This is a genomic window from Thiocapsa sp. (assembly GCF_022340925.1).
Taxonomy (GTDB): Bacteria; Pseudomonadota; Gammaproteobacteria; order Chromatiales; family Chromatiaceae; genus Thiocapsa.
In genome coordinates this window covers 95,841-118,570 of record NZ_JAJDNA010000042.1, presented here as the reverse complement: position 1 = coordinate 118,570, position 22,730 = coordinate 95,841, and the positions used below count along the sequence as shown (strand labels likewise).

Annotated in this window: 19 protein-coding genes and 2 tRNA genes; 7 read left to right on the top strand and 14 right to left on the bottom strand. The window is 65.6% G+C overall.

The window, feature by feature from the left end; translation table 11 throughout:
- Positions 1-56: 56 nt before the first annotated feature.
- The 7 genes from LJE61_RS05950 to LJE61_RS05920 form a co-directional block, all read right to left on the bottom strand.
- The gene (locus LJE61_RS05950; RefSeq protein WP_296912419.1) at positions 57-989 is read right to left on the bottom strand and encodes a Tim44 domain-containing protein; all 933 of its coding nucleotides are present in this window, start codon (positions 987-989) and stop codon (positions 57-59) included.
- A gap of 120 nt (positions 990-1,109) precedes the next feature.
- Positions 1,110-2,852: a gamma-glutamyltransferase gene (gene ggt, locus LJE61_RS05945; RefSeq protein WP_296917745.1), complete on the bottom strand. Its 1,743-nt coding sequence runs from the start codon at positions 2,850-2,852 to the stop codon at positions 1,110-1,112.
- On the bottom strand, positions 2,827-3,078 hold the full coding sequence (locus tag LJE61_RS05940; protein ID WP_296912432.1) for a YfhL family 4Fe-4S dicluster ferredoxin: 252 nt from the start codon (positions 3,076-3,078) through the stop codon (positions 2,827-2,829). The genes ggt and LJE61_RS05940 overlap by 26 nt, the downstream gene beginning before the upstream one ends.
- A 64-nt stretch (positions 3,079-3,142) precedes the next feature.
- Positions 3,143-3,619 carry a pantetheine-phosphate adenylyltransferase gene (coaD, locus tag LJE61_RS05935; RefSeq protein ID WP_296912429.1) on the bottom strand — a complete coding sequence of 159 codons (477 nt, stop codon included), beginning with the start codon at positions 3,617-3,619 and terminating at the stop codon, positions 3,143-3,145.
- A gap of 284 nt (positions 3,620-3,903) precedes the next feature.
- A complete protein-coding gene (gene rsmD / locus LJE61_RS05930; RefSeq protein ID WP_296912426.1) occupies positions 3,904-4,506 on the bottom strand; it encodes a 16S rRNA (guanine(966)-N(2))-methyltransferase RsmD in 603 nt (200 codons plus the stop codon).
- On the bottom strand, positions 4,493-5,848 hold the full coding sequence (locus LJE61_RS05925) for a M16 family metallopeptidase (RefSeq protein WP_519972960.1): 1,356 nt from the start codon (positions 5,846-5,848) through the stop codon (positions 4,493-4,495). Before LJE61_RS05925 ends, rsmD begins: the two co-directional genes overlap by 14 nt.
- Positions 5,838-7,214, bottom strand: a complete 1,377-nt coding sequence (locus LJE61_RS05920; RefSeq protein WP_296912424.1) for a M16 family metallopeptidase — start codon at positions 7,212-7,214, stop codon at positions 5,838-5,840. Before LJE61_RS05920 ends, LJE61_RS05925 begins: the two co-directional genes overlap by 11 nt.
- Before the next feature lie 247 nt (positions 7,215-7,461).
- Here LJE61_RS05920 and ftsY point away from each other — a divergent pair, with 247 nt between their 5' ends.
- From ftsY to rpoH, 4 genes are all read left to right on the top strand, one after another.
- The gene (ftsY, locus tag LJE61_RS05915; protein WP_296911028.1) at positions 7,462-8,751 is read left to right on the top strand and encodes a signal recognition particle-docking protein FtsY; all 1,290 of its coding nucleotides are present in this window, start codon (positions 7,462-7,464) and stop codon (positions 8,749-8,751) included.
- A gap of 12 nt (positions 8,752-8,763) precedes the next feature.
- Positions 8,764-9,432 carry a cell division ATP-binding protein FtsE gene (gene ftsE, locus LJE61_RS05910; RefSeq protein WP_296911024.1) on the top strand — a complete coding sequence of 223 codons (669 nt, stop codon included), beginning with the start codon at positions 8,764-8,766 and terminating at the stop codon, positions 9,430-9,432.
- Between the two features lie 2 nt (positions 9,433-9,434).
- On the top strand, positions 9,435-10,400 hold the full coding sequence (ftsX, locus tag LJE61_RS05905) for a permease-like cell division protein FtsX (RefSeq protein ID WP_296911022.1): 966 nt from the start codon (positions 9,435-9,437) through the stop codon (positions 10,398-10,400).
- 629 nt (positions 10,401-11,029) lie between these two features.
- Positions 11,030-11,869 carry an RNA polymerase sigma factor RpoH gene (gene rpoH, locus LJE61_RS05900; protein ID WP_296911020.1) on the top strand — a complete coding sequence of 280 codons (840 nt, stop codon included), beginning with the start codon at positions 11,030-11,032 and terminating at the stop codon, positions 11,867-11,869.
- Between the two features lie 334 nt (positions 11,870-12,203).
- Here rpoH and LJE61_RS05895 read toward each other — a convergent pair.
- The 6 genes from LJE61_RS05895 to LJE61_RS05870 form a co-directional block, all read right to left on the bottom strand.
- Positions 12,204-12,279: transfer RNA gene (locus tag LJE61_RS05895), tRNA-Phe, on the bottom strand.
- A gap of 239 nt (positions 12,280-12,518) precedes the next feature.
- Complete coding sequence (locus tag LJE61_RS05890) at positions 12,519-12,791, bottom strand: oxidative damage protection protein (RefSeq protein ID WP_296917742.1); 273 nt, start codon at positions 12,789-12,791, stop codon at positions 12,519-12,521.
- Entirely contained in the window at positions 12,788-13,879 is a 1,092-nt protein-coding gene (mutY, locus tag LJE61_RS05885) for an A/G-specific adenine glycosylase (protein WP_296911016.1), read from the bottom strand. The genes LJE61_RS05890 and mutY overlap by 4 nt, the downstream gene beginning before the upstream one ends.
- Before the next feature lie 44 nt (positions 13,880-13,923).
- Positions 13,924-14,247, bottom strand: a complete 324-nt coding sequence (locus LJE61_RS05880) for a putative signal transducing protein (protein ID WP_296911014.1) — start codon at positions 14,245-14,247, stop codon at positions 13,924-13,926.
- Between the two features lie 21 nt (positions 14,248-14,268).
- Positions 14,269-14,342: transfer RNA gene (locus tag LJE61_RS05875), tRNA-Gly, on the bottom strand.
- A 60-nt stretch (positions 14,343-14,402) separates the two neighbouring features.
- Entirely contained in the window at positions 14,403-16,220 is a 1,818-nt protein-coding gene (locus LJE61_RS05870; RefSeq protein ID WP_296911011.1) for an AMP-dependent synthetase/ligase, read from the bottom strand.
- Positions 16,221-16,645: 425 nt separating this feature from the next.
- Between LJE61_RS05870 and LJE61_RS05865 the strand changes: the two genes are divergently transcribed.
- A complete protein-coding gene (locus LJE61_RS05865) occupies positions 16,646-17,713 on the top strand; it encodes an efflux RND transporter periplasmic adaptor subunit (RefSeq protein WP_296911009.1) in 1,068 nt (355 codons plus the stop codon).
- On the top strand, positions 17,706-20,948 hold the full coding sequence (locus tag LJE61_RS05860) for an efflux RND transporter permease subunit (RefSeq protein WP_296911007.1): 3,243 nt from the start codon (positions 17,706-17,708) through the stop codon (positions 20,946-20,948). The genes LJE61_RS05865 and LJE61_RS05860 overlap by 8 nt, the downstream gene beginning before the upstream one ends.
- A gap of 96 nt (positions 20,949-21,044) precedes the next feature.
- Here the strand turns inward: LJE61_RS05860 and LJE61_RS05855 are convergent, their stop codons facing one another.
- Positions 21,045-21,431, bottom strand: a complete 387-nt coding sequence (locus LJE61_RS05855; protein WP_296911005.1) for a thioredoxin family protein — start codon at positions 21,429-21,431, stop codon at positions 21,045-21,047.
- 176 nt (positions 21,432-21,607) lie between these two features.
- Between LJE61_RS05855 and hemB the strand changes: the two genes are divergently transcribed.
- A complete protein-coding gene (gene hemB, locus LJE61_RS05850; protein WP_296911003.1) occupies positions 21,608-22,627 on the top strand; it encodes a porphobilinogen synthase in 1,020 nt (339 codons plus the stop codon).
- Positions 22,628-22,730: the final 103 nt, after the last annotated feature.

Genomic DNA, 22,730 nt, shown 5'->3' with positions numbered 1-22,730 from the left:
TCCATCGTGCCCTGTCCAGGGCGCGGCGCAAGACAGCCTGCGACCGGCGACTCGTCTCAGACATCTTCGAGTTGCTGGATCCCGGCGATATGCCAATCGCCCGCGGCAGCGTCCCAGTCGTGCTGGACGTGCCAGATCTCACGAAACGCCTCGGCCACGCCCTTCTCGTCCTCCCGGATCAGACCGGAGAAGAGGACGCTCGCCACGACCAGGTCGCCCTCGCGCCGGACCCCGACCAACTCGGCGTTGAGACGCACCACCTCCGTGTACTGGCTCCCCTCGGTGCGTTGACGCTCACGCTGCAGCTCGGCGAACAGCTGTGGTGTGGTGTAGTCGCGGATATCCCGGAAATCGGACTGGTCCCAGGCCGCCTGGAGACGGATGAAGTGGGTCTTGGCACCCTCCAGGAACCCGGCATCGTCGAACCAGGTCGGCGCATCGGCGTCGCCAGCCGATGCGCCCGCCTGGTCACCCATGCCGGGGTGCAGGAGGCTGCTATCGGGCCGCTCGGCAGGGTGTGCGGACTCCGGTCGCCCGTAGGCCTGCCGCGGAAAGACGCCGCCGGCAGCGGCCGGCGCCGCAGCGGGTGCCGCCTGCTGACGTCGCCACATCCTAAAGAGCACGAAGCCCCCGACAGCGAGCAGGGCGATCAGGAGGAAGTCCATGACCTGAAGGCCTTCGAAGGCGTCGCCGAATAATAGCGACGCCAACAACCCTCCGGCCGCGAGACCGGCCAAGGGGCCGAGCCAGCGGCTTGCACCGCTTGCGGCTGCAGCTGGACGCTGCCCGGGCGCCGTCTGCGCCTGGCCCTTGGCCTGCGTCGGCCGCTGAGCCTGGGCGGGCGGCCTTGCCTGGCGCTGCATGCCACTTGACTGCTTGCCGAGGCTCATGCCGCCTCCGAAGCGTTTCGCCTCGACATCGGCTGGCATCGAGAGAAGGCCGACTGTGATCATGGTGACCGCGGCGGTCACGAGCGTATTGAATCGCATGTTGATGCCTGCTCCTGGGATGGCTGTGTGGATCGTGGATAATGAAAGCCCACCGGTTGGGCCATAGTCCGGGCGGCGCGGCGGAAATCAATTCGAAGTCGGGCTGCGGAACCGGCGGTTTTATCGGACCTCGGCGTGGCCTGACCCCCGCGGATCACTGGCCGCCCGAACCTGATCGCCGGCGCGGTCCCAGAAGATCGCCTGGAGGTCCCCGATCGGGCGCTCCAGCGGCGCGAGCCGATGCCCCTTCGCGGCCAGATCACGTTGCTCCGATTCACTCAACGCTCCGTTCTCGAGCTCGAGACGATCCGGCAGATACTGGTGGTGAACCCGTGGCCGGGCGATCCACTCCTCCAGCGGGACGCCGTCGACGACCGCCAAGACCCCCTGCAGGACCATGGTAATGATACGACTACCCCCCGGTGTTCCGAGCACGGCCACGCCGTCGGGGGACTCCAGGAAGGTCGGCGACATACTCGAGAGCATGCGTTTGCCCGGGGCGATCGCGTTGGCCTCGCCACCGATCAGGCCGTAGGCATTCGCGACCCCGGGTTGGGCGGAAAAGTCATCCATCTCGTCGTTGAGCAGGACGCCCGTCCCTGGTGCGACAAAGCCGGAACCGAAAGGGTAGTTGATGCTGAGGGTCGCGGCGACCCGGTTCCCCTCGCGGTCGAGGACAGAGAAATGGGTGGTGGCACGGCCTTCGGCGACGGCGTCCTCGGTCCCCGGCGCGGCCGCCTGACTCGGCGTGGCGCGCTCTGGGTCGAAGTCGCGGATCAGGCCCGCAGCATAATAGGGGTGCGTAAGGCGCCCGATCGGCATTGCCACCTGATCGGGATCGCCGAGATACCGCGCGCGGTCTCGATACGCCCGGCGCATGACCTCAGTGAGCGCATGGATCCGCTGACTTCCGGACATGGACTGCACCTCGAGCGCAGAGAGCATGTTCAGCATCTGGACCAGCAGCACGCCGCCGGAGGAGGGCGGTGCTGCGCTGACAAGACGCCAGCCGCGGTACTCCCCGACGATCGGCGCGCGCTCGACGGCTTGATATCGGATGAGGTCCTCGTGGGTCCAGATACCGCCGGCCGCACGCACGCCGGACACGAGTCGATCGGCCGTGAGGCCCCCGTAAAAGCCGGCGTGGCCGTAACGGGCGATCCGCTCGAGGGTCTCGGCGAGGTCCGGCTGGACCAGCCGATGGCCCTGGGGCGGCACCTCGCCGTCGACCAGGAACTGGGTGGCTGCGCCGCGCAGGGCCGGCAGGCGCCAGGCGGCAAGGCGGCGGTAGGTCTCGTTGACCTCGAAGCCATCGCGCGCATGTCCGATCGCAGGCGCCAGGACCCGGGGCAGCGGCAGACGTCCATAGTCTGCGGCGAGACGAACGAGGGCAGCGGGCGTCCCGGGAATACCGGCCGACAGGGGCCCGGCAAGCGCCAGCTCGGGCACGAACCGACCCTCGGCGTCGAGATAGAGTCCGGGATGAGCGTGCAACGGCGCGCGCTCGCGCCCGTCCAGCATGCTCTCATGGCAGTCCTCCGCGCGATGGAGCAACCAGAAACCGCCGCCGCCAATCCCGGATCCGTATGGCTCAACCACGCCCAGCACCGCGCTGATCGCAACCGCCGCGTCGAAGGCATTGCCGCCGGCCTCAAGGATCGCGAACCCGGCTGCGGTGGCGAGGGGATGCGCGGATGCGATCGCGGCTCGAGGCGGTCGACCATCGGAGTCGCCGCAGACTGCGCCCGCGACGGCCGGCAGGACCAGGAGGGATGCAGCGATCCAGACCCGCCAGCGCGTGCGGGCGGGGTTGCAGCTGCCGGCGAGTGACGCGTCCTCAGGCCTCGCCGGTGATGCGCTCATACTTGGCCCGGAGCTCCTCCTCGGTCTCCTCGTTGTCCGGGTCCTTGATGATGCAGTCGACAGGGCAGACCTCGACGCACTGCGAGGTCTCATAGTGACCGACACACTCGGTGCAGAGCGCGGGGTCGATCACGTAGATCTCGTCGCCCTGCGAGATGGCGCCGTTCGGACACTCGGGCTCGCACACATCGCAGTTGATGCATTCGTCGGTAATGAGCAGTGCCATGAGATCACTCCTGATATGGGTTTGGCTGGCTGTGCCTAAGGGCTTCTATGGGGATGCGCGGATGTTATCCAAACCGGTCCCTGAGTGCAGCCTGTACCGCGGGCGCAACAAAGGTCGAGACGTCGCCGCCGAGCCGGGCGATCTCCCGCACCAGCGAAGACGAGATATAGGAGTAGGTCTCGGCGGGAGTGAGGAACACCGTCTCGATGTCGGGTGCCATGCGTCGGTTCATCCCCGCCAACTGGAACTCGTACTCGAAGTCCGATACGGCTCGCAGCCCCCGCATGATCACGCTGACGCCCAGTCCCCGGGTGAAATCCACGAGCAGACCCTGGAACGGCATGACCTCGACCTTGTCCTGGGGCCCGAGGGCATCGCGGACCAGGCTCACCCGCTCGGCCACGGAAAACAGCGGCGCCTTGGCGGTGTCGACGGCGACTGCGACCACCACGCGATCGTAGAGACGCGCCGCCCGCAGGATCAGATCGGTGTGTCCGTTGGTGACGGGATCGAATGTTCCCGGATAGACCACGCGTCGCACGCCTTTGTCCTCGAAGAGATAAAGTCAACCGCGCGCCGAGCAGCACACAGTCAAGGCATGGCGCAGGCGATTGGCAGGGGCGACGCACGCGCCGCCAGACCGCGACCGACGCGTCCGCAACGGGTCCCCGCGAGGCGGATGCGGACTCCGGCGGTCGGCACGATAACACAGCCTGCGGCCTGTTTGGGAAACGCTGAAGCGCAACAGCGTTTCCGGTACGGCCTGGCAGGACCGTTAATCAAAATGTGCTTCGGGAGACGGGATGAGCCGATCAATGGCCCTGTTCAGCCCGCCGCGGCCACGATCGCCTCGCCCGTCGCGCTCAGCTGGCGTACGACCACGAGACCGTAGCGCACCTGACCGGCGGTCTTGTCACGCACCAGGTGCCAATCCGGCGGAAGGTCTGGAAAGCCGGTCCGGAGCGGAGCCTCGAGATAGACGCGGGTGCCATCCTTGACCCAATCGGCTCGCGCCAGGCGAGCGATGGCCGATGACCACAGATGCTGAGCGAAGGGCGGATCCAAGAAGACGATATCGAACGGCCGCCCGTTGCCGCCGAGCCAACGGAGGACGTCGCCATGAACGATCTCGATCCCCTCGGCACCCAGTCGTTGCAGATTGGCCTGCAGCTGACGAACGACCGCGGCAGCGGATTCGACCAGAATGACCTGGCCCGCGCCCCGTGACGCGGCCTCGAATCCCAGCGCACCGCTGCCGGCAAAGGCATCGAGGCAGCGTGCACCCGGCAAGACCGGGGCCAGCCAGTTAAACAGCGTCTCTCGAATGCGGTCGCTGGTCGGCCTCAGACCGGGCTCGGTCGGTACGGGCAGCCGGCGTCCGCGGAAGCGGCCGCCGACGATACGGAGCGTCCCCTTAACTGTCGCCACCGAAGCCTGCGGTCCGCTCCCCGACGCCGCGCCCGCCGACCACCACGGTCGCCAGCCGATCCGGGTCGAGCCGGCGCGCGAAGGCGTCCTTGATCTGCGCGGCGGTCACCGCCTCGATCCGGTCGGTGAAGCGGTCGAGGTAATCCAGCGGCAGACCGTAGAAACCGATCATGGCGAGGTACGCGACGATATCGGAATTGCTCGCAACACGCAGCGGAAAGCCACCGGTGATGTTCCTCTTGGCCGCGGCCAACTCAGCCTCGCTCGGGCCCTCATCGATGAACCGCCTGAGCGTCGCAAGCATGATCTCTCGCGCCTCCTCGGCCTGCTCGTTCTTGGTCTGCAGTCCCATCAGGAAGGGGCCTGGTTGGGCCAAGGGCATGAAATAGCTGAAGGTGCTGTACGAGAGACCGCGCTTCTCGCGGATCTCTTCCATCAACAGCGAGACCAAGCCACTGCCCCCGAGGATATGGTTGCCGACGTAGAGGGCGAAGTAGTCCGGGTCACCGCGACGCATGCCGGGTTGACCAGCCATCACCGTGGTCTGGCTGGATGGAAAGGAGACCCGCTCCATGACCGGCGCCTCCAGATCCACGACGCCCGGGAGCGCCGCCGCGCGCCCTCCGGGTGGCAGCCCGGCAGTCATTCGCTCGGCGAGCTCTTCGGCCCCGGGTCGGTCCAGGGCGCCGACGATGGCGACCACCGCGTTCGCGGCCGGGAAATGCCGTCGGTGGAAATCGACCAGGTCGTCGCGGGTGATCGCAGTGACCGTCTCGGCCGTCCCGGAAGGGTCGGACCCGTAGGGATGACTGCCGAATACCCTCCGGTAGAGCGCTTTCTCGCCCACAGAGCGCGGCGATTCCTCATCCTGCCGCAGCGAGATGAGGCGATTACGACGCAAGCGCTCGAGATCCGCTTCGTTGAAGGTCGGGGCGCTCAGCAGGGTCGAGAGCGTCTCGATGGCCATCTCCATCGCCGGCTGGCGTGTCAGTGTGCGCATCGACACGGCAGTCGTGTCGCGATCTGCACTCGCACTGAGCTCGGCGCCGAGATTCTCGAAGCGCGCGGCGATCTCGTCAGCGCTCCAGTCGCCGGCGCCCTGGGTCAGCATCGCGGCCGTCAGAGAAGCCAGACCCGACCGCTCGCCGTCCCGGGCGCTCCCGGCATCGAACACCACGCGCACGTCGACCATCGGTAGATCCGGGGCGGCCACAAAGAGAACCCGGGCACCGCTGGCAGTCTGCCACGACTGGATCTCCGGGCCGGCCTGGGCCATGCCCCCGGAGCACAGGAAGAGCGCAAAGAGGATCCAGAGGGCGGATGGACAAGGATTAGGGGTCATTGGCGCGTATCTCCAGTGCCACAGGCGAGGGTTCGGTATGGGTGTCGTCGATCGGCTGCGGATCCAGCATGCCGACGGTGAGCCTCGCTGGGACCAGGTACTTCTGAGCGACCGCGCGCAGCTGCTCGGGTGTGACCGCGGCGAGTCTGTCGACATAGACATCGGCGAGCTCCCAGCCTAAGCCGACGGTCTCCAACTGGCCGAGCACCATGGCCTGGTAGAAGAGGGAATCCCGCTCGTAGACCTTTTGGGCGATCAATTGGTTGCGGACGCGTTCCAGCTCCTGGTCGTCCACGAGGTCGGTCTGGACACGTTCGATCTGCGCCCGAAGTGCCGCTTCGAGCTGCCCGACGTCGTGGCCCTTGGCGGGAACCCCGCTTAGCAAGAACATCCCGGGCAGGCGACCGAAGGCGCTGTAGCTCGCGCTGGTCGAGGCCGCGACCTGGCTGCCCCGGACCAGCTCGCGTGACAGACGGGCGCTGCTGCCCCCATCGAGCACCGAGGCTAGCACCTCCAGGGCATAGGGCTCCCACTCCTCGGCCGCGTCAATCACTGCGGGAGCTTTGAAGCCCATCAGCAGATACGGCTCCAGGGCGGGCGCCATCACGCTGAGACGTTTCTCCCCAAGCTGCTCGGGTTCGGGCCGGCTCTTCGGAGGGCTGATCCGCTCCGGCTCGAGCGGTCCGAAGTGCTCCTCGGCGAGGGCAAAGACCTGCTCGGGGTCGACGTCGCCCGCAACCACGAGGGTCGCGTTGTTCGGCGCGTACCAGAGCCGATACCACTCACGGAGGTCCCCGATCGTGAGCTGATCGAGGTCACCTGCCCAGCCGATGACTGGGTTGCGGTAGGGGGACGCATCATAGGCCGCGGCATTGAAGCGCTCGAAGGTCAGCGACTGGGGATCGTCATCGGTACGGGTCCGGCGCTCCTCCTTCACGACCTCCAGCTCCTTGGCGAAGTCTTCTTGAGCCAGTGAGAGCTTGCGCATCCGGTCGGCCTCAAGCTCGAAGGCGATCGCCAACCGGTCGTTGGCGAGATTCTGGTAGTACGCGGTGTAGTCACGCCCGGTGAAGGCATTTTCCTCTCCCCCGTTCTCTGCGATGATGCGCGAGAACTCGCCGGGGGCAAGCCGCTCAGTGCCCTTGAACATCATGTGCTCGAGCACATGGGACACCCCCGTGACCCCGCCGTATTCGTAGCTCGACCCCACCTTGTACCAGACCTGGGAGGTCAGGATGGGCGCTCGCCGATCCGGCTTGACCAAGACCTTGAGGCCGTTGTCAAGTGTACGCTCGTGAACGGCTTGGTCTGCGAGCGCAGCAAGTGCAGGCAGGAAAAGGAGCAGGCCGAAGAGGATTCGTCGCATGGAGACTCCGATCAAGTGCAGACGGAAAGCAGAACCTTATTGGGCTACGCGAACGTTGGGGCAGACGAGGGGCGTTGGTAGTTCCCGAAAGATGACGGTTTGGTAAACCCGGGCACCAGCGGACGACGACCGCCGCGATCTGATAGGATTGAGAGGGCGTCGGCGCGGCGTTGAATCAGCCCCGATCGAAGCGCCGGCAGATCACGCGCCTGTCCTGCGCCGACCATCCCTAACAGGCATCTCTACTATGTTCGGTTTCGGGAAAAAGCACAGGAAGGCAACGTCACCGCAGACCGAGCAGGCAGTCATGCCCCAGTCGTCGCCCCCCGCCGACGGCGATGGGACGGCCGTGTCGGCCGGTGCGTCTCGCCCCCGTGGGCCGGTGGTCGCCGAGACTCGACACCTGCCGCCGACAGCACCGCCCACTGCGAGGACCATCGCCCCGCCCGATCGCGAGTCGGCGTCAGGTCAACCGCCGACCGAGTCCGAGCCCCGGACGCACTGGTTTCGCCCAAGGCGCCGGCCTGAGGAGGCGGAGGCATCGCGCGCGCGAACCGCTCCGAGCGAGGTGGATACGAGCGGATGGGGCTCCACGCGTGTAGACGAACCCTCCGAGAAGAAATCCGGCGTCTTCTCGCGGCTGCGCGAGCGGCTTTCCCGCACACGGGCTCAGCTTGGGGACGGAATCGGGACACTCGTCGCCGGCCGCAAACGCATCGACGACGATCTCATGGAGGAGCTGGAGACCCTGTTGCTGACGGCGGACGTCGGCGTCACCACCACCGCCCGGATCATGGATGACCTGACCAACCGCGTGAAGCGTAAGTCGCTCTCTGACCCTCAGGCCCTCCTCCAAGCGCTCAAGGCAGAGCTGCGGGACATCCTCATATCGGCCAATGCCCCGGTGCGTCAGCCCGCACCCGGCAAGCCGCAGGTCATCCTCATGGTCGGCGTCAACGGCGCGGGCAAGACCACCACGATCGGCAAGCTGGCAAAGCGGCTCCAGGAGGAGGGTAACCAGGTCATCCTCGCCGCCGGGGATACCTTCCGGGCGGCTGCGGTGGAGCAGCTCCAGACCTGGGGCGAACGGAACCGGGTGACGGTGGTGTCGCAGCAGAGCGGCGCGGATTCGGCCTCCGTCATCTTCGACGCCTTGCAGGCAGCCACGGCGCGGGGGGCGGACGTCCTGATCGCCGACACCGCAGGGCGTCTGCACACCAAATCCAATCTCATGGACGAGCTGACCAAGGTCGCCCGCGTCCTCAAGAAGATCGACCCCGACGCCCCTCATGAGGTCATGTTGGTCGTGGATGCCACGACCGGACAGAACGCGCTCAATCAGGCGCTGCATTTTCATCGGGCTGTCGGCCTGACCGGGATCACCCTGACCAAGCTCGACGGCACGGCGAAAGGCGGGATCCTGTTCGCGATCGCGGACCGCCTCAAGTTACCGATCCGATTCATCGGTGTCGGCGAGACCATCGATGACCTGCGCCCATTCGACGCGGACGAGTTCCTCGACGCACTGTTGGGCTGAGGGGCCGGGGCAGTGATCCGTTTCGAGCATGTCTTCAAACGCTATCCGGAGCGCGGCGAGGCATTGAGCGACCTGAACTTCGAGATCGACGCGGGAGAGATGACCTTTCTCACCGGGCACTCCGGGGCCGGCAAGAGCACGCTGCTGCGCTTGATCGGGCTGTTGGAGCGGCCCAGCCGAGGCCAGGTGATCGTCAACGGACGGAATCTCGCGGCCCTGCCCAGGCGCAAGATCCCTTATCACCGACGGGAGGTCGGGATGATCTTCCAGGACCATCGGCTCCTGCCCGACCGAAGTGTCTTCGACAATGTCGCCCTGCCCCTCGTGGTGGCGGGACTCGGGCACAAAGAGATCGGTCGACGGGTGCGCGCGGCGCTCGATCAGGTCGGGTTGCTCCCGCGCGAGCGCGCGACCCCGGTCGCGCTCTCAGGCGGCGAGCAGCAGCGGGTTGGAATCGCTCGCGCGGTCGTCGGACGCCCGCCGGTGGTGCTCGCGGACGAGCCGACCGGTAATCTCGACCCGGACCTTTCGCGCGAGATCTTCGGATTGTTCGAGCGCTTCCATCAGGTGGGAGTCACCCTCCTGATCGCCACCCATGACCTCGGCCTGGTGATGTCCATGCCCTACCGGACCTTGACCCTCACCGAGGGACGCCTGGCCAATGACTCGGGGGCCTGGTAATCATGTCCAGGCACAAGGCCCGTCGGCGGCGCTCGCCAAACCTGCTCGATCTCCCGGGCCTCTGGCTAAATCATCATCTTCAGAGCGCCATCGCAACGCTGGGGCGCCTGATGCGCACCCCCTTGCCGACCTGGATGACGATCGCCGTCATCGGGATCTCACTGGCTTTGCCGGCCGCCCTCTACGTCGTGACCGAGAACCTGCGCACGATGGCGGGTGGCTGGGACCAGGCCGCTGCAATCTCGCTGTTTCTCCGACATGAGATCGATGATGCGGCAGCCGCGCGCATCGCCGAGGAGCTGCGCAGCCGCCCGGAGCTCGCGCAGGTGCATCTGATCAGCCGCGAGCAGGCGCTGAACGAGTTTCGCGCCCTGGGCGGATTCGAGGAGGCCCTCTCGCAGCTCCAGAGCAACCCGCTGCCGGCGGTCCTCGCCCTCTATCCAGACGGCGCCCATTCCACCGCCGCGCGTCTGGAGGCACTCCAGACAGAGCTGCTGACCTTGCCCGAGGTCGACTTCGCGCGGATGGACACACTTTGGGTGCAGCGCTTTCAGGCAATACTCGACTTGGCACAGCGCGCCGTGCTGCTGCTCGGGGCCCTGCTGGGTGTCGGGGTCCTGCTGATCGTCGGGAACACCATTCGACTGGAGATCCTGAATCGGCGCATCGAGATCGAGATCATGGAGCTGGTCGGCGCGACGGGGGGCTTCATCCGCCGCCCCTTTCTCTATGCCGGGGCCTGGTATGGCCTGCTTGGGGCCTTGACCGCCTGGCTGCTGGTCAGCATCTCGGTGCTGCTGCTACAGCAACCTGTGTCGCGTCTGGCGACACTCTATCGCAGTGAATTCCCGCTCTCCGGACTCGGCCCTTTGGCGATGCTGGTCGTCTTGCTGGGCAGCGTCCTCTTCAGCCTCATCGGCAGCTGGATCGCCGTCAACCGCCACCTGCGCGACGCCGGACCGGCCTGAGTCGAAGCCGCCCCTGGTCCGTGCCGAGCGCGACCGCCCAATCGGGCGACCAGTTGCCGACACCGACGCCCGTGCAGCGGCCCGGCTTGCTGCTCGGCCCAATCGTCTTTCTTGTTCCCCCATCGGCGGAGATCCCTGGCTTGGGGGCAGCGGATGCTCGCCATCCTTCCGCCCGCGGCCGGCGACTGTGCTGCCTTGTCGAACGCCGTCATCATCCTCTGTCCGGGCGCCTCCTCGCGGTGGGGGAGCCCATCACTCTTGGCGCAGGACGCAGCGAACAAAACCCCAGCCCGAAGCGGGGGCTGTCTGAACATTGAACAGGTCTTTGGCTTTGAATACCATTATTGTCGAGGGTTTTTCTGGCTCGCCGCTCGCCTGGTCATTCCGAGGGAATTCTATATCAATCTGTTTTTAATATACTTTTTTGAATAATCAGCATTGACGATGGGAATCATCGGAACATACGATCCCGATTTTGAAGACTTTGCCTTGTACGATGCAGCGACCTCTCCTACAGTCGCCTGAACTTTTGTCGCGGTCTGGGCTCCAAAACCCCGCCAAAGGTGCTGGTGAAATCCCGAGCGTCATGCTAGGATATTTTTCCAAGTAACAAACTCAGGTATTGGAACATGGCCAAAGAATTTGCACTCATGCCGACAGGTACGATCGATGCCTATATTAGCGGTGCCTATCAGATTCCGGTCCTGACGCCGGAAGAAGAGAAGGCACTCGCGACACGGTTACGTGACCATGGAGATACGGAGGCGGCGCGTCGGCTCGTAACGTCGCACCTGCGCTTCGTCATCCGCATCGCTCGCGGCTATCTCGGTTACGGACTCCCGCTGCCCGACCTGATCCAGGAAGGAACCGTCGGACTGATGAAAGCCGTTCGCCGTTTCGAGCCGGACATGGGCGTGCGACTGGTGTCCTTTGCCGTGCACTGGATCCGCGCTGAGATCCACGAGTACATCCTCCGAAACTGGCGCATCGTCAAGGTCGCGACCACCAAGGCGCAACGCAAGCTCTTCTTCAACCTGCGCAGCGCGAAGAAACGGCTGGGATGGTTCACGCGGGAAGAGGTCGAGGCAGTCGCCGCTGACTTGGGCGTCAAGCCGGAGACCGTGCTGCAGATGGAATCGCGCCTGGCCAACCAGGACCTGTCCTTCGACGGCCTGGAGGATGACGACGACGACGCGCCTTCGGCGCCCTCGACCTACCTGCCCGACATGAGCATGGAGCCAGCCAAGCTTCTGGAGCGCCAAGATACCGAGCGTAACCAGCGCGAGCGTCTCTACGCCGCGCTGAAGGGTCTGGATGAACGCAGTAAGACGATCCTCCGCGAGCGGTGGCTGGCCGAGAAGAAGCAGACCCTCCACGAGCTGGCAGAGCAGTTCGGAGTGTCCGCGGAACGGATCCGTCAGATCGAGAAAAACGCCATGAAAAAGCTGCGCCTGCAGTTGGAGTTATAGTCAGGCGCTGAGGCCGCAGTCCGTTTCAACAAGGCGAGCTGCCCGACTCGGCTCGGCGTCCTGAACAAGGGCGGAGTGCCCCACCCGGGGGCCTCCGCCCTGTTTGCACGCAAGGCACCGCCCGAAGGCGCGCGTCAACGGCCATTCGTCAGGGGGGAGGGAACACAGTGCCGAAATCCCCTGGCTGAGCTCGATGATCCGGACCGATCAGGCTGGCCGCACAGCGGGCAAGCGTTGAGAGTCTGGAGGGGCTCTTTCGGCGCCAATCGAGTGGATGAGGGCGGCGGGGAGATCCATCGCAGGCGGGAGCGCTGCCGGAGTCCTTATACAAAGGTGGTGCCCAGGGGCGGAATCGAACCACCGACACGAGGATTTTCAGTCCTCTGCTCTACCAACTGAGCTACCTGGGCGAGAGTGCCTACAACCTTGCGGCACCAGGGTCGCCTATTAGAGCCGCGCCAAGGGGAACCGTCAAGAGATCCCGGCGATCAAGCGTCGGCCGGGGATCAATGATTGGCCTTGTCAAGACGTTACACGAAATGCGGTTTCAGCCACCATTCCCTGCCGTCAACGTCCGATTCGCCGCGGGGATCCCACAGTAGCTTAGAAGGCTGCGCCCGAGGACGTGCGTGCCAGTATCGCTCCTCGGCTAGCTCTTCGGCGGGACGTAACCCTCCGGCAACACAGCACCTTCGCCGAAGAAATACCGCTCCATCTGCTCCTCGAGGAACTTCCGCGACTTCGGATCCATCGGGTTGAGCCGGTTTTCGTTGATCAGCATGGTCTGGTGTCGGAGCCAATCCTGCCACGCCTGCTTGGAGACCTGGGCGTGGATGCGTTTCCCAAGCTCGCCCGGATAAGGTGGACGGTCGAGGCCGGGGGCTTCGCGACCGAGCTTGATGCAGTTGACCGTATGAGTCATGAGACGTCTCCTTGCTGCCCCGGATGACCGCCGGGCAGCGCATCCAGGATCGATTTGACGGGGGCGGGAATACCCAGGGTGTCCAGATCGGCTCGGCAGAGCCAGCGCCGGGATCCGGCATCGTCGCCGACACCGTCAGGCGGGGTATCCAGCTCAAGGTATGCAACCCGGATGTCCAGCCTGAAGTGGGTGAAGGTGTGACGGCGCCCCGCACGCATTTCAACCCGCCGCGGTCGGACACCGAGCTGCACCAGGCACCAGTCGAGCGGGTCGGCGGCCGGCGGAATCTCCGGCAGACTCCATAGACCGCCCCAGATCCCGCTTTTCGGCCGGCGCTCCAGCAGGGTCTCCCCGGAGGAGTTGACGAGGATCAGCATCAGGGTGGCACGCTCCGGTATGGTCCGCCGCGGCCGCGGCGTCGGGAGCTCGGCCTGCCGGTTTCCCAGCCGAGCGACACATTGCTCGGAGACCGGGCATCGATCACAGGCCGGCGCGTGCCGGGTGCACAGCGTGGCACCCAGATCCATCATGCCCTGATTGTAGGCGCCGACGCGCGTCTTCGGCGTCAAACGCTCGGCCAACGCCCAGAGCTCGTCGAGAACCGCCTTCTGACCAGGCCAACCCGCGACGCCGAAGGCACGCGCCAGCACCCGTTTGACGTTGCCGTCGAGGATGGGGTGGCGCTGGTCCGAGGCGAGCGACAAGATGGCCCCTGCAGTGGACCGGCCGATGCCCGGGAGCGCCAGGAGCGCCTCGATCGTCGAGGGGAACGCCCCGGCGTGCCGATCCCGAATCAGGCGGGCGGCACGCTGGAGGTTGCGGGCACGGGCGTAGTAGCCCAGACCGGACCAAAGCGCCATCAGGCTGTCCTCCGGAGCCTCCGCCAGATCGGATACCGTCGGAAAGCGCTCGAGGAAGCGCTCGAAATAGGGCGCCGCCACACTGACTTGAGTCTGCTGCAACATGATCTCCGACACCCAGACACGATAGGGGCTCGGCTCGCGCTGCCAGGGCAGATCCTTTCGACCGTTGCGCTCGAACCAGTCGAGAACGGCCTCCGAGAACCACTTGACGGAGCGAGCCGTCACGCCCGGCAGCGATCGGCGGGGTCGGCGAGATGACTGGACAGGGCTCAGTTCCCGGCGGCGGGCTCAGCGCGTTCCCGTCCGCAGTTCCAGCAGCGGTCGAAGTCATCCTCCACCCTCTCCCCGCATCCTGAGCAGGTCCAGGTCGAGGCGGACCCTCGCCGCGCGCAATCCGCTTGGAAACGTGCGAGCAGATCGCGCCCGCGCTCAAGATCGTCGTCCTCGAGGATCCAGACCGTGGGATAGATGTCGGCGGGAAGCCCCCCGGCGGCGCCCGAGAGATGCTCTCCGAGCACGACGGCCCGAACGAGGTGCCGATCGAGGAAATCCCGGAGGAGTTGGGCCTCAATGCGATCTCGTGCTTGATACAAGGGATGCATGCGACCGGGGATTGGAGCGGGTGATGGGAATCGAACCCACGTTATCAGCTTGGGAAGCTGAAGTTCTACCATTGAACTACACCCGCGCTGGTCGCTTAGTGTAGGCGCTGGTCGGCATGCGTTCAAGATCGCTGCCGATGGCACGGTCATGCGTCCATGCGGTACATCCGTTCGATGGCCTGCTGATAGCGCGTCATGACCGTCGATCGCTTGACCTTCAGGGTCGGCGTCAGCAGGCCGTTGTCGATCGACCAGGGCTCGAGCGTCAAGGTCGCCCGGCGAATCTTCGCGTAGCCCGGAAAACCGTGCAAGGCCGAGCGGATGCGTTTGAGGACCACTTTGTTCAGGCGCGGATCCTCGAGGCTTTCCGGCCGCTCCGGATCCAGGCCGAGCTCTTGGGCGAGAGCGGGCCAGAGATCGGCATTCAGGACCAGCAGAGCCGCCAGGTAGGAATGGCCCTCGCCGAGCACCACCACTTGCTCGAGCAGCGGATCCATGGTGATCGCCATCTCCAAGTCCGCAGGCGGGACCTTCTCGCCGTTGGACAAGACCAGGATGTCTTTGAGGCGCCCGGTGATGAAGAGATGCCGGCCTTGCAGGCGCGCCTGGTCACCGGTGCGCAACCAGCCGTCCTGCGACAAGACCTGGGCGGTTGCCGCGTGGTTGTTCCAGTAGCCGAGCATCACGTTCTCGCCCTTCACCAGGAGCTCGTCGTCGGCACCGATGCGCAGCCGGATCCCACGCAGTGGGACTCCGACGCTCTCTGGGATGTTGTCGTTGAGCGGATTGAAGCTGATGACCGGACTGGTCTCGGTGAGACCATAGCCCTGCAGCAATGGCAGACCCAAGCCGATGAAGGTGCGCGCGACGTCACCGGGCAGAGCGGCGCCGCCGCTGACGGCGACGCGCAGCTGGCCGCCCAACTTCGAGAGCACCTGAGCGGCGACCTTGCGACGCAGAAGCGGCCAGAGCAACAAGAGCGGATGCCACCCTCCGCGTCCTTGCTCCCGCAGAAAGACGCGCCAACCCGACGCGACCGCGAGCCGCAGCGACCAGCGTATCGGCGCCGGCCGGCTGGCCATCTGATCCTGGATGCGTCGGTGAACGCGCTCGAACACACGCGGCACCGCGATGATCACGGTTGGCCGGATCTCCTGCATGTCCTCGGCGAGTTGAACGACGGAGCGGGCGAAGGCGACGCTGGCACCTGCCATCATCGGCAGGTAATAACCGGCGGTGCGCTCGAGGGCATGGGACAGGGGCAGGAAAGAGAGAAAACGATCCTCCTGGTAACAATCGATGGCGGCCAGGGCACCATGCGCGTTGCCCAGGATGTTGCGATGACTGAGCATGACGCCCTTGGGGCGTCCCGCAGTGCCAGAGGTATAGACGATGGTCGCCAGTCCATTCGGATCGCCATCACGCTGCACCAGCGCGGGTGCGGCATCCGGCAGCCAGCCCGCGGCGACGACCACACGCGGGTCCGCCGCCGCAAGCTCATTTGCGGCCGGACTCGCCTCGAGGATCACCACCCGCAAGGGCCACGGCACATCACCGAGCACCGCCGCCAACCGCCTCCAACGCCCGGCGTCCTGGATCACCAGGAGCTTGACCGCGGCATCGCGGAGGATGAAAACCGCATTCTCTGCTCGATCGTCGGTGTACAGGGGCACGGTGATCAGGCCCAGCGACAGCGCCGCCTGGTCGAGCACCACCCACTCAGGGCTGTTGCGCAGCAGGATCGCCACCCGGTCGCCGAGCTCGAGCGCCTCCTGCGCGAGCGCTTGGTGCCAGCGAGCCACCAAGCGGCCCATCTCGGCCCAGGTGAGCTCGCTCCAGCCGCGATTCCGCTCAAAATGACGGTAGGCGACGCGGTCGGGCGAGCGCCTGACGCGCTGAACAAACAGGCCGTCCAGCGTCTTGGCGCGATCGATCGGGATCAAGTCCTCGGACCAAGCGCTCACGCGGCTCTCCTCATCGCATCACCTTTGGAAGACGAAGGCGGGACGTCGCAACAGCCCCTCTGCCGCGAGGGAGGGATCCGCCGCGCCCGGGCGGCCCAACGCTCGAGATGCAGACGCCTGGCATCCGGCTGCGCCATTGCGCACCGGGAAAACCCTGCGACCCGTGCCGGAGGCCTATTCGACGGATATTGTCCATCGGACTCGGATCTGGGACCAGCGTATGCGGGGATCTGCAGGGGGGGCGATACTCGGAATAACCTCCGGATGGCGGTTAGCTTTGTTATCTTGTGCCCCACTGCGAGACGCGCGGCTCAGCATGAGGGTGACCGCGCGGGTGCTCCGGCCCCGCAGAGACATCAACAATTTTATTTTTCTATAAATTGAGATAATATAAGCGACATCTAATATTCTTGGATACCGTCAACATGCATCTGATCCGAGTGCTCGCGGGTGCAACCCTGCTCGTTGCCGTGAACAGTCAAGCGACCGGGCCGGGCGCGCTCGAAACCGCCCCCGTGGAATACCGCACCCTACCGCGAGAATACCGTCTGGACGGCGTCGTCGAGGCCGTCAACCGCACCACGGTCTCCGCGCAGACCCAGGGCCAGGTTCAAGAGATCCTATTCGATGTCGACGACTTCGTTGAAAAGGACATGGTCGTGGTGCGCTTGAAGGATACCGAGCACCGCACCCGGGTTGCGCAAGCCGCGGCCGATCTCAAGTCCGCAACGGCACGCCTCGAGCAGGCGCGGGACGAGCACGACCGCATCCGCGGTCTGTTCGAGAAGAAGAACGTCTCCGAGTCGGCCATGGACCAGGCCACGGCGGACCTTGCCTCCGCCCAGGCCGAGCTCGAGTCCGCCGGGGCGCGGCTCGAGCAGGCGCAGGAGCAGTTGGACTACACGCAGATCCGCGCACCCTATTCGGGCATCGTAACCCACCGCCATGTCGAGGTCGGTGAGATCGCAAGCCCAGGTCAGCCTGTCATGAGCGGGATCTCGTTGGAGGAGCTCCGGGTGATCGTGGACGTGCCGCAAAGCGTCATACCCTCGGTGCGCCGCGGCGGCAGCGCCCGCGTCTATACGGACTCGGGTGAGACGATCCTCAGCAAGCGGATCACCGTGTTCCCGTTTGCCGATATGGGCTCCAACACCTTCACCGTTCGACTGGACCTGCCGGAGGGCACCCGGACACTCTTCCCCGGGATGTTCGTCAAGACCGGGTTCGAGATCGCTGAAAAGGCGGAGCTGGTGGTCCCCGCCGATGCCGTGGTCCATCGCTCTGAGGTGACCGGAGTATATGTCGTCGCTGACGACGGCGACGTCGGCTTCCGTCAGATCAGGCTGGGTCGCGCGTTGGAGGACGCCTTCGTCGTGCTCGCCGGCATGAGCGAGGGCGAGCGGGTCGCACTCGATCCGATTGCGGCGGGCGTGGTCTTGAAGTCCCAGACAGCCGCGGATCGCCGGGGCGCATCGGAGCACGGCGATGGCTGAGCGACTCGGCATCTCGGGCCGCATCGCCGAGCGCTTCCAGAACACCGAGATCACCCCGCTGCTCGCCCTGGTGGGGGTGCTGCTCGGGCTGTTCGCAATCCTGATCACGCCGCGCGAGGAAGAGCCGCAGATCGATGTCACCTTTGCGGACGTCTTCATCCCCTTCCCTGGCGCCTCGGCGACCGAGGTCGAGCACCTGGTCGCCGGACCGGCCGAGCAGGTGCTCTCCGAGATCAAGGGGATCGAGCATGTCTTCTCGGTCTCGCGCCCCGGCATGGCCGTCGTCACCGTCCAGTATGAGGTCGGCGAGGACAACACGGACGCCGTGGTGCGACTCTTCAGTAAGGTTCTCGCCAATCAAGACTGGCTGCCGCAGAACCTTGGCGTGGGAACACCCATCGTCAAGCCGAAAGGGATCGACGACGTCCCCATCATCACCGCCACCCTCTGGTCTCAAGATCCGCGGACGGGCGCCTTCGAGCTCGGGCAGGTCGCACACGCGCTCGAGCAGGAGATCAAACGGGTCCCGGGCACGCGGGATGTCTACACCGTCGGCGCGCCGGCTCAAATGGTCCGAGTCTTACTCGATCCGCAGGCGCTCGCCGGCTTCGGCATCGATCTGACCGATCTGAAACGCGCACTCCAGGCCGGAAACCTGATTCGCGACAACCTCAACCTGACGTCCGACAACCAGGAGATCCTCGTCCAGGCCGGGACCTTCCTCACCAGCCCGGAGGAGATCGGTCACCTGATCGTGGGTCTGCACGGCGGACGACCGGTCCATCTCAACGATGTCGCGAGCATCGAGCGGGGTCCGGAGCAGCCGGAGAGCGCTGTCCGCACGAGAACCGGACCGGGCGCGGCAGAGACCGGGATCGATCTGCTTGAGGGCACGCCGGCCGTCACGATCGCTGTGGCCAAGCAGGAAGGCGTCAATGCGGTCGCCGTGGCCGAGCGGGTCATCGAGCGCTTCGCCCAGCTGGAAGGCACCTTCATCCCGGACCGGGTCCAGGCCACGGTCACCAGAAACTATGGCGAGACGGCCGACTACAAGGCCAAGAAGCTGATCAGCAAGCTGGTCTTCGCCACGGCATCGGTCGTCCTCCTGGTATGGCTCACGATCGGCTGGCGCGAGGCCATCATCGTCGGCGCGGCGGTCGTGGTCACGCTCGCTCTGACCCTCTTCGCCTCCTGGGCGTGGGGCTTCACGCTGAACCGCGTCTCGCTGTTTGCACTGATCTTCTCGATCGGGATCCTGGTCGACGACGCCATCGTGGTGGTCGAGAACATCCACCGACACATGGCGATGAGCAAGGCGAAGCTCCTCGAGCTGATGCCCAAGGCGGTGGACGAGGTTGGCGGACCGACGATCCTGGCGACCTTCACGGTCATCGCCGCCCTGCTCCCCATGGCCTTCGTCAGCGGCCTGATGGGGCCATACATGAGTCCGATCCCAATCAATGCCTCCATGGGGATGCTGATCTCTTTGGTCGTGGCCTTCGTCTTCACGCCCTGGATGACCAACGCCATGCTTGGAAAACGACATGCCGCAGGGAGCGGGCATGCGCACCTCGGCGAGTCGGACGCAGGGAGCGCCGGGGGCCGCCTGACCACCCTCTTCAATGCCGTCATCGGCCCCTTCCTGGTCGGGAGGACAGGGATCGTCAACCGCTGGCTGCTCCTGGCCGGGATCCTGTTCCTGATCGCGGCCTCGGTCTCGCTCGCCGTCGGCCGGGTGGTGATCCTCAAGATGCTGCCGTTCGACAACAAGAGCGAGTTCCAGGTTGTGCTCGACATGCCTGAGGGGACCAGTCTGGAGCAGACCGCACGGGTGCTGGGTGAGATGGGCGACTTTCTCGCCGGCGTCGGGGAGGTGGCCAACTTCCAGATCTACGCCGGCACCGCGGCACCGATCAACTTCAACGGACTGGTGCGCCAGTATTATTTGCGTGAGGGCGCGCACCTGGGGGACATCCAGGTCAACCTGGTCGACAGCCACCACCGCGACCGCCAGAGCCACGCCATCGCGCTCGACATGCGCGAGCCCTTGAGGGAGATCGCGCGACGCCATGGGGGCAACGCCAAGATCGTCGAAATCCCGCCGGGTCCGCCGGTGCTCTCGCCCCTCGTCGCCGAGGTCTACGGGCTGGATTACGAGGGTCAGATCGAGGTCGCCCGCGAGCTGCGCAACGTCTTCGAAACCACTGCCGATATCGTCGATGTCGACGACTCGGTGGAGTATCCGTCGCGGAAGCTCGTGGTCGTCGTGGATCGCAGCAAGGCATCGCGTCTGGGTGTGCCGCAAAGCACCATCGCCCAGGCCCTGGCCACGGTGCTCGACGGCGAGGACATGAGCTATCTGCACGGCGCCAACGTCAAGTACGCCGTGCCGATCCGGGTGGAGTACAGTGAGGCCGACAAGGCCGACCTGGAGCAGGTCCTCGCGCTACGCGTGCTCTCGCTGTCCGGCTCACTGGTGCCGCTCTCGGAGATCGTTGAGGTCCAGGAGACCAAACGCGCACACAGCATCTACCACAAGGATCTGATGCCCGTGGTCTATGTCACCGCCGACATGGCCGGGAAGACCGACAGTCCGCTCTACGGGATGTTCGCGATCGCCGGCCGTCTGGGAGAGGAGCTCGGTCTCGAGCAATGGTTCATGCGGCAGCCAGCCAATCCCTACGAGTACAGCCTCAAATGGGACGGCGAGTGGCAGGTCACCTACGAGACCTTCAGAGACATGGGCATCGCCTATGGCGTGGGCCTGATCCTCATCTATCTTCTGGTCGTCGCGCAATTCCGCAGCTATCTCGTGCCGCTGGTCATCATGGCCCCCATCCCGCTCACCATCATCGGCATCCTGCCCGGGCATGCCCTGCTGGGCGCGCAGTTCACCGCCACCTCGATGATCGGGATGATCGCGCTTGCCGGGATCATCGTACGTAACTCAATCCTGTTGGTGGACTTCATCAATCAGCAGGTACGAGCGGGAAAACGGTTCGAGGACGCGGTGATCAACTCCGCGGTGGTTCGCGCCAAGCCGATCGCCCTGACCGCCGCCGCGGCGATGGCCGGGGCGGTGTTCATCCTCGATGACCCGATCTTCTCGGGGCTCGCGGTCTCACTGCTCTTCGGGCTGTTCGTCTCGACCGTCCTGACCCTGGTGGTCATTCCGGTGGTCTACTACGGTGTCATGCGCAAGCGCGTCGAGTGGATCCGCACCGCAACGGGCTGAGCTCGACCGGTCGGACCGCGGAGCCCATCGTCAACGCGGCACGGCATCCAGGTGCTGGGCGGAACCCTCCGAGAAACCGCCGACTGACCACGCTGCTCAGGACACAGCGGACCCCACGAGCCCGTCGGGGAGATGCGTGCGCAGCCAGTCGAGGATTTGATGCCGGGAGCGTGCCCCGCTGAATCGGCCGAGCTCCTGGCCGTCGTGGAAGAGGATCACGGTCGGGAAACCTCTGAGCTGGTAGCGTCCCGCCAGCTTCATGTTGTCGCCCTCGTCGACCTCGATCTTGGCTAGACGCACCCGCCCACCGAGGTCCGCGACGACTCGCCCCAGGTGCGGCGCCAAGGCGTGGCAGGGAGCACACCAGTCGGCCCAGAAATCCACCAGGACAGGACCGGCCTCGGAGGCTTGGATCACCTCGCGCTGGAAGCGCTCGGTATCGACGTCGAAGATATGGTCGGAATGCTCGCCTGGGCTCGCCATGTCGGGACTGGACCGTCGGTGCGTGACAAATGGCCGATGCGTGACTGTATCAGAATTCACTTATTCGCGGCGCCGGCGCCGCCGGACTGGAGCCGCGCCACCGCCCTGAGATATTGTATCGCCCCTGAGCGCCGGGGCGGTCCCGGCCGCGCCGGACCCGACCCCGAGGCCACCCCATGCCCGATCGTGATACTCATCGTGCCGCCTTCCCCGTGACCCGCATGCGCCGAATGCGTCGCGACGGTTTTTCGCGACGCATGATGCGCGAGACCCACGTGACCCCGAACGACCTCATCTACCCGGTCTTCGTCCTGGAAGGCTCCGGGCAACGCGAGGCGGTGGCCTCCATGCCGGGGGTCGAGCGCCTCAGCATCGACCTGCTCGTCGAGGATGCGATCGAGGTCCAACGGCTCGGCATACCGGCACTGGCGCTGTTCCCGGTCACCCCGCTGGAGGCCAAGTCGCTCGATGCAAAGGAGGCCTTCAACCCCGACGGGCTGGCCCAGCGCGCGGTGCGGGCACTGAAGGAGGCGCTTCCGGATCTCGGGATCATCACGGATGTCGCGCTCGATCCCTTCACCACGCACGGTCAGGACGGCCTGATCGACGAGAGTGGCTACGTCATGAACGACGAGACGGTCGAGGTGCTGGTGCGCCAGGCGGTCTCCCATGCCGAGGCGGGAGCCGACATCGTGGCCCCCTCGGACATGATGGACGGACGGATCGGGGCGATCCGCACCGCGCTGGAGGCGGAAGGCCACATCCACACCCGCATCCTGGCCTACTCCGCCAAGTATGCCTCGAGCTACTACGGTCCCTTCCGCGACGCCGTGGGCTCTGCCGCCAACCTCGGCAGCGGCAACAAATACACCTATCAGATGGACCCCGCAAACTCGGACGAGGCCCTGCACGAGGTCGCCCTCGACCTGGCCGAAGGCGCCGACATGGTGATGATCAAACCCGGCATGCCCTATCTGGACATCGTCCGGCGCGTCAAGGACCAGTTCGGTGCACCCACCTTCGTCTATCACGTGAGTGGCGAGTATGCGATGCTCAAGGCCGCCAGCCAGAACGGTTGGCTCGACGAGCGCGCCGTGGTGCTCGAGGCCATGGTCGCGATGAAACGGGCGGGTGCGGACGGCATCCTGACCTACTATGCGAAGGACGTGGCGCGCTGGCTGGCGCAGGGTGAATGAGGCGTCTGGGCTGCCCCTTTGGTGCGGCGTCACGTCCGCGGGCCTTCGGTGCGGTGGCGGAAGCGCTGCCCTTACCCATCCTCACAGAGCGGCTAAGGCGAAC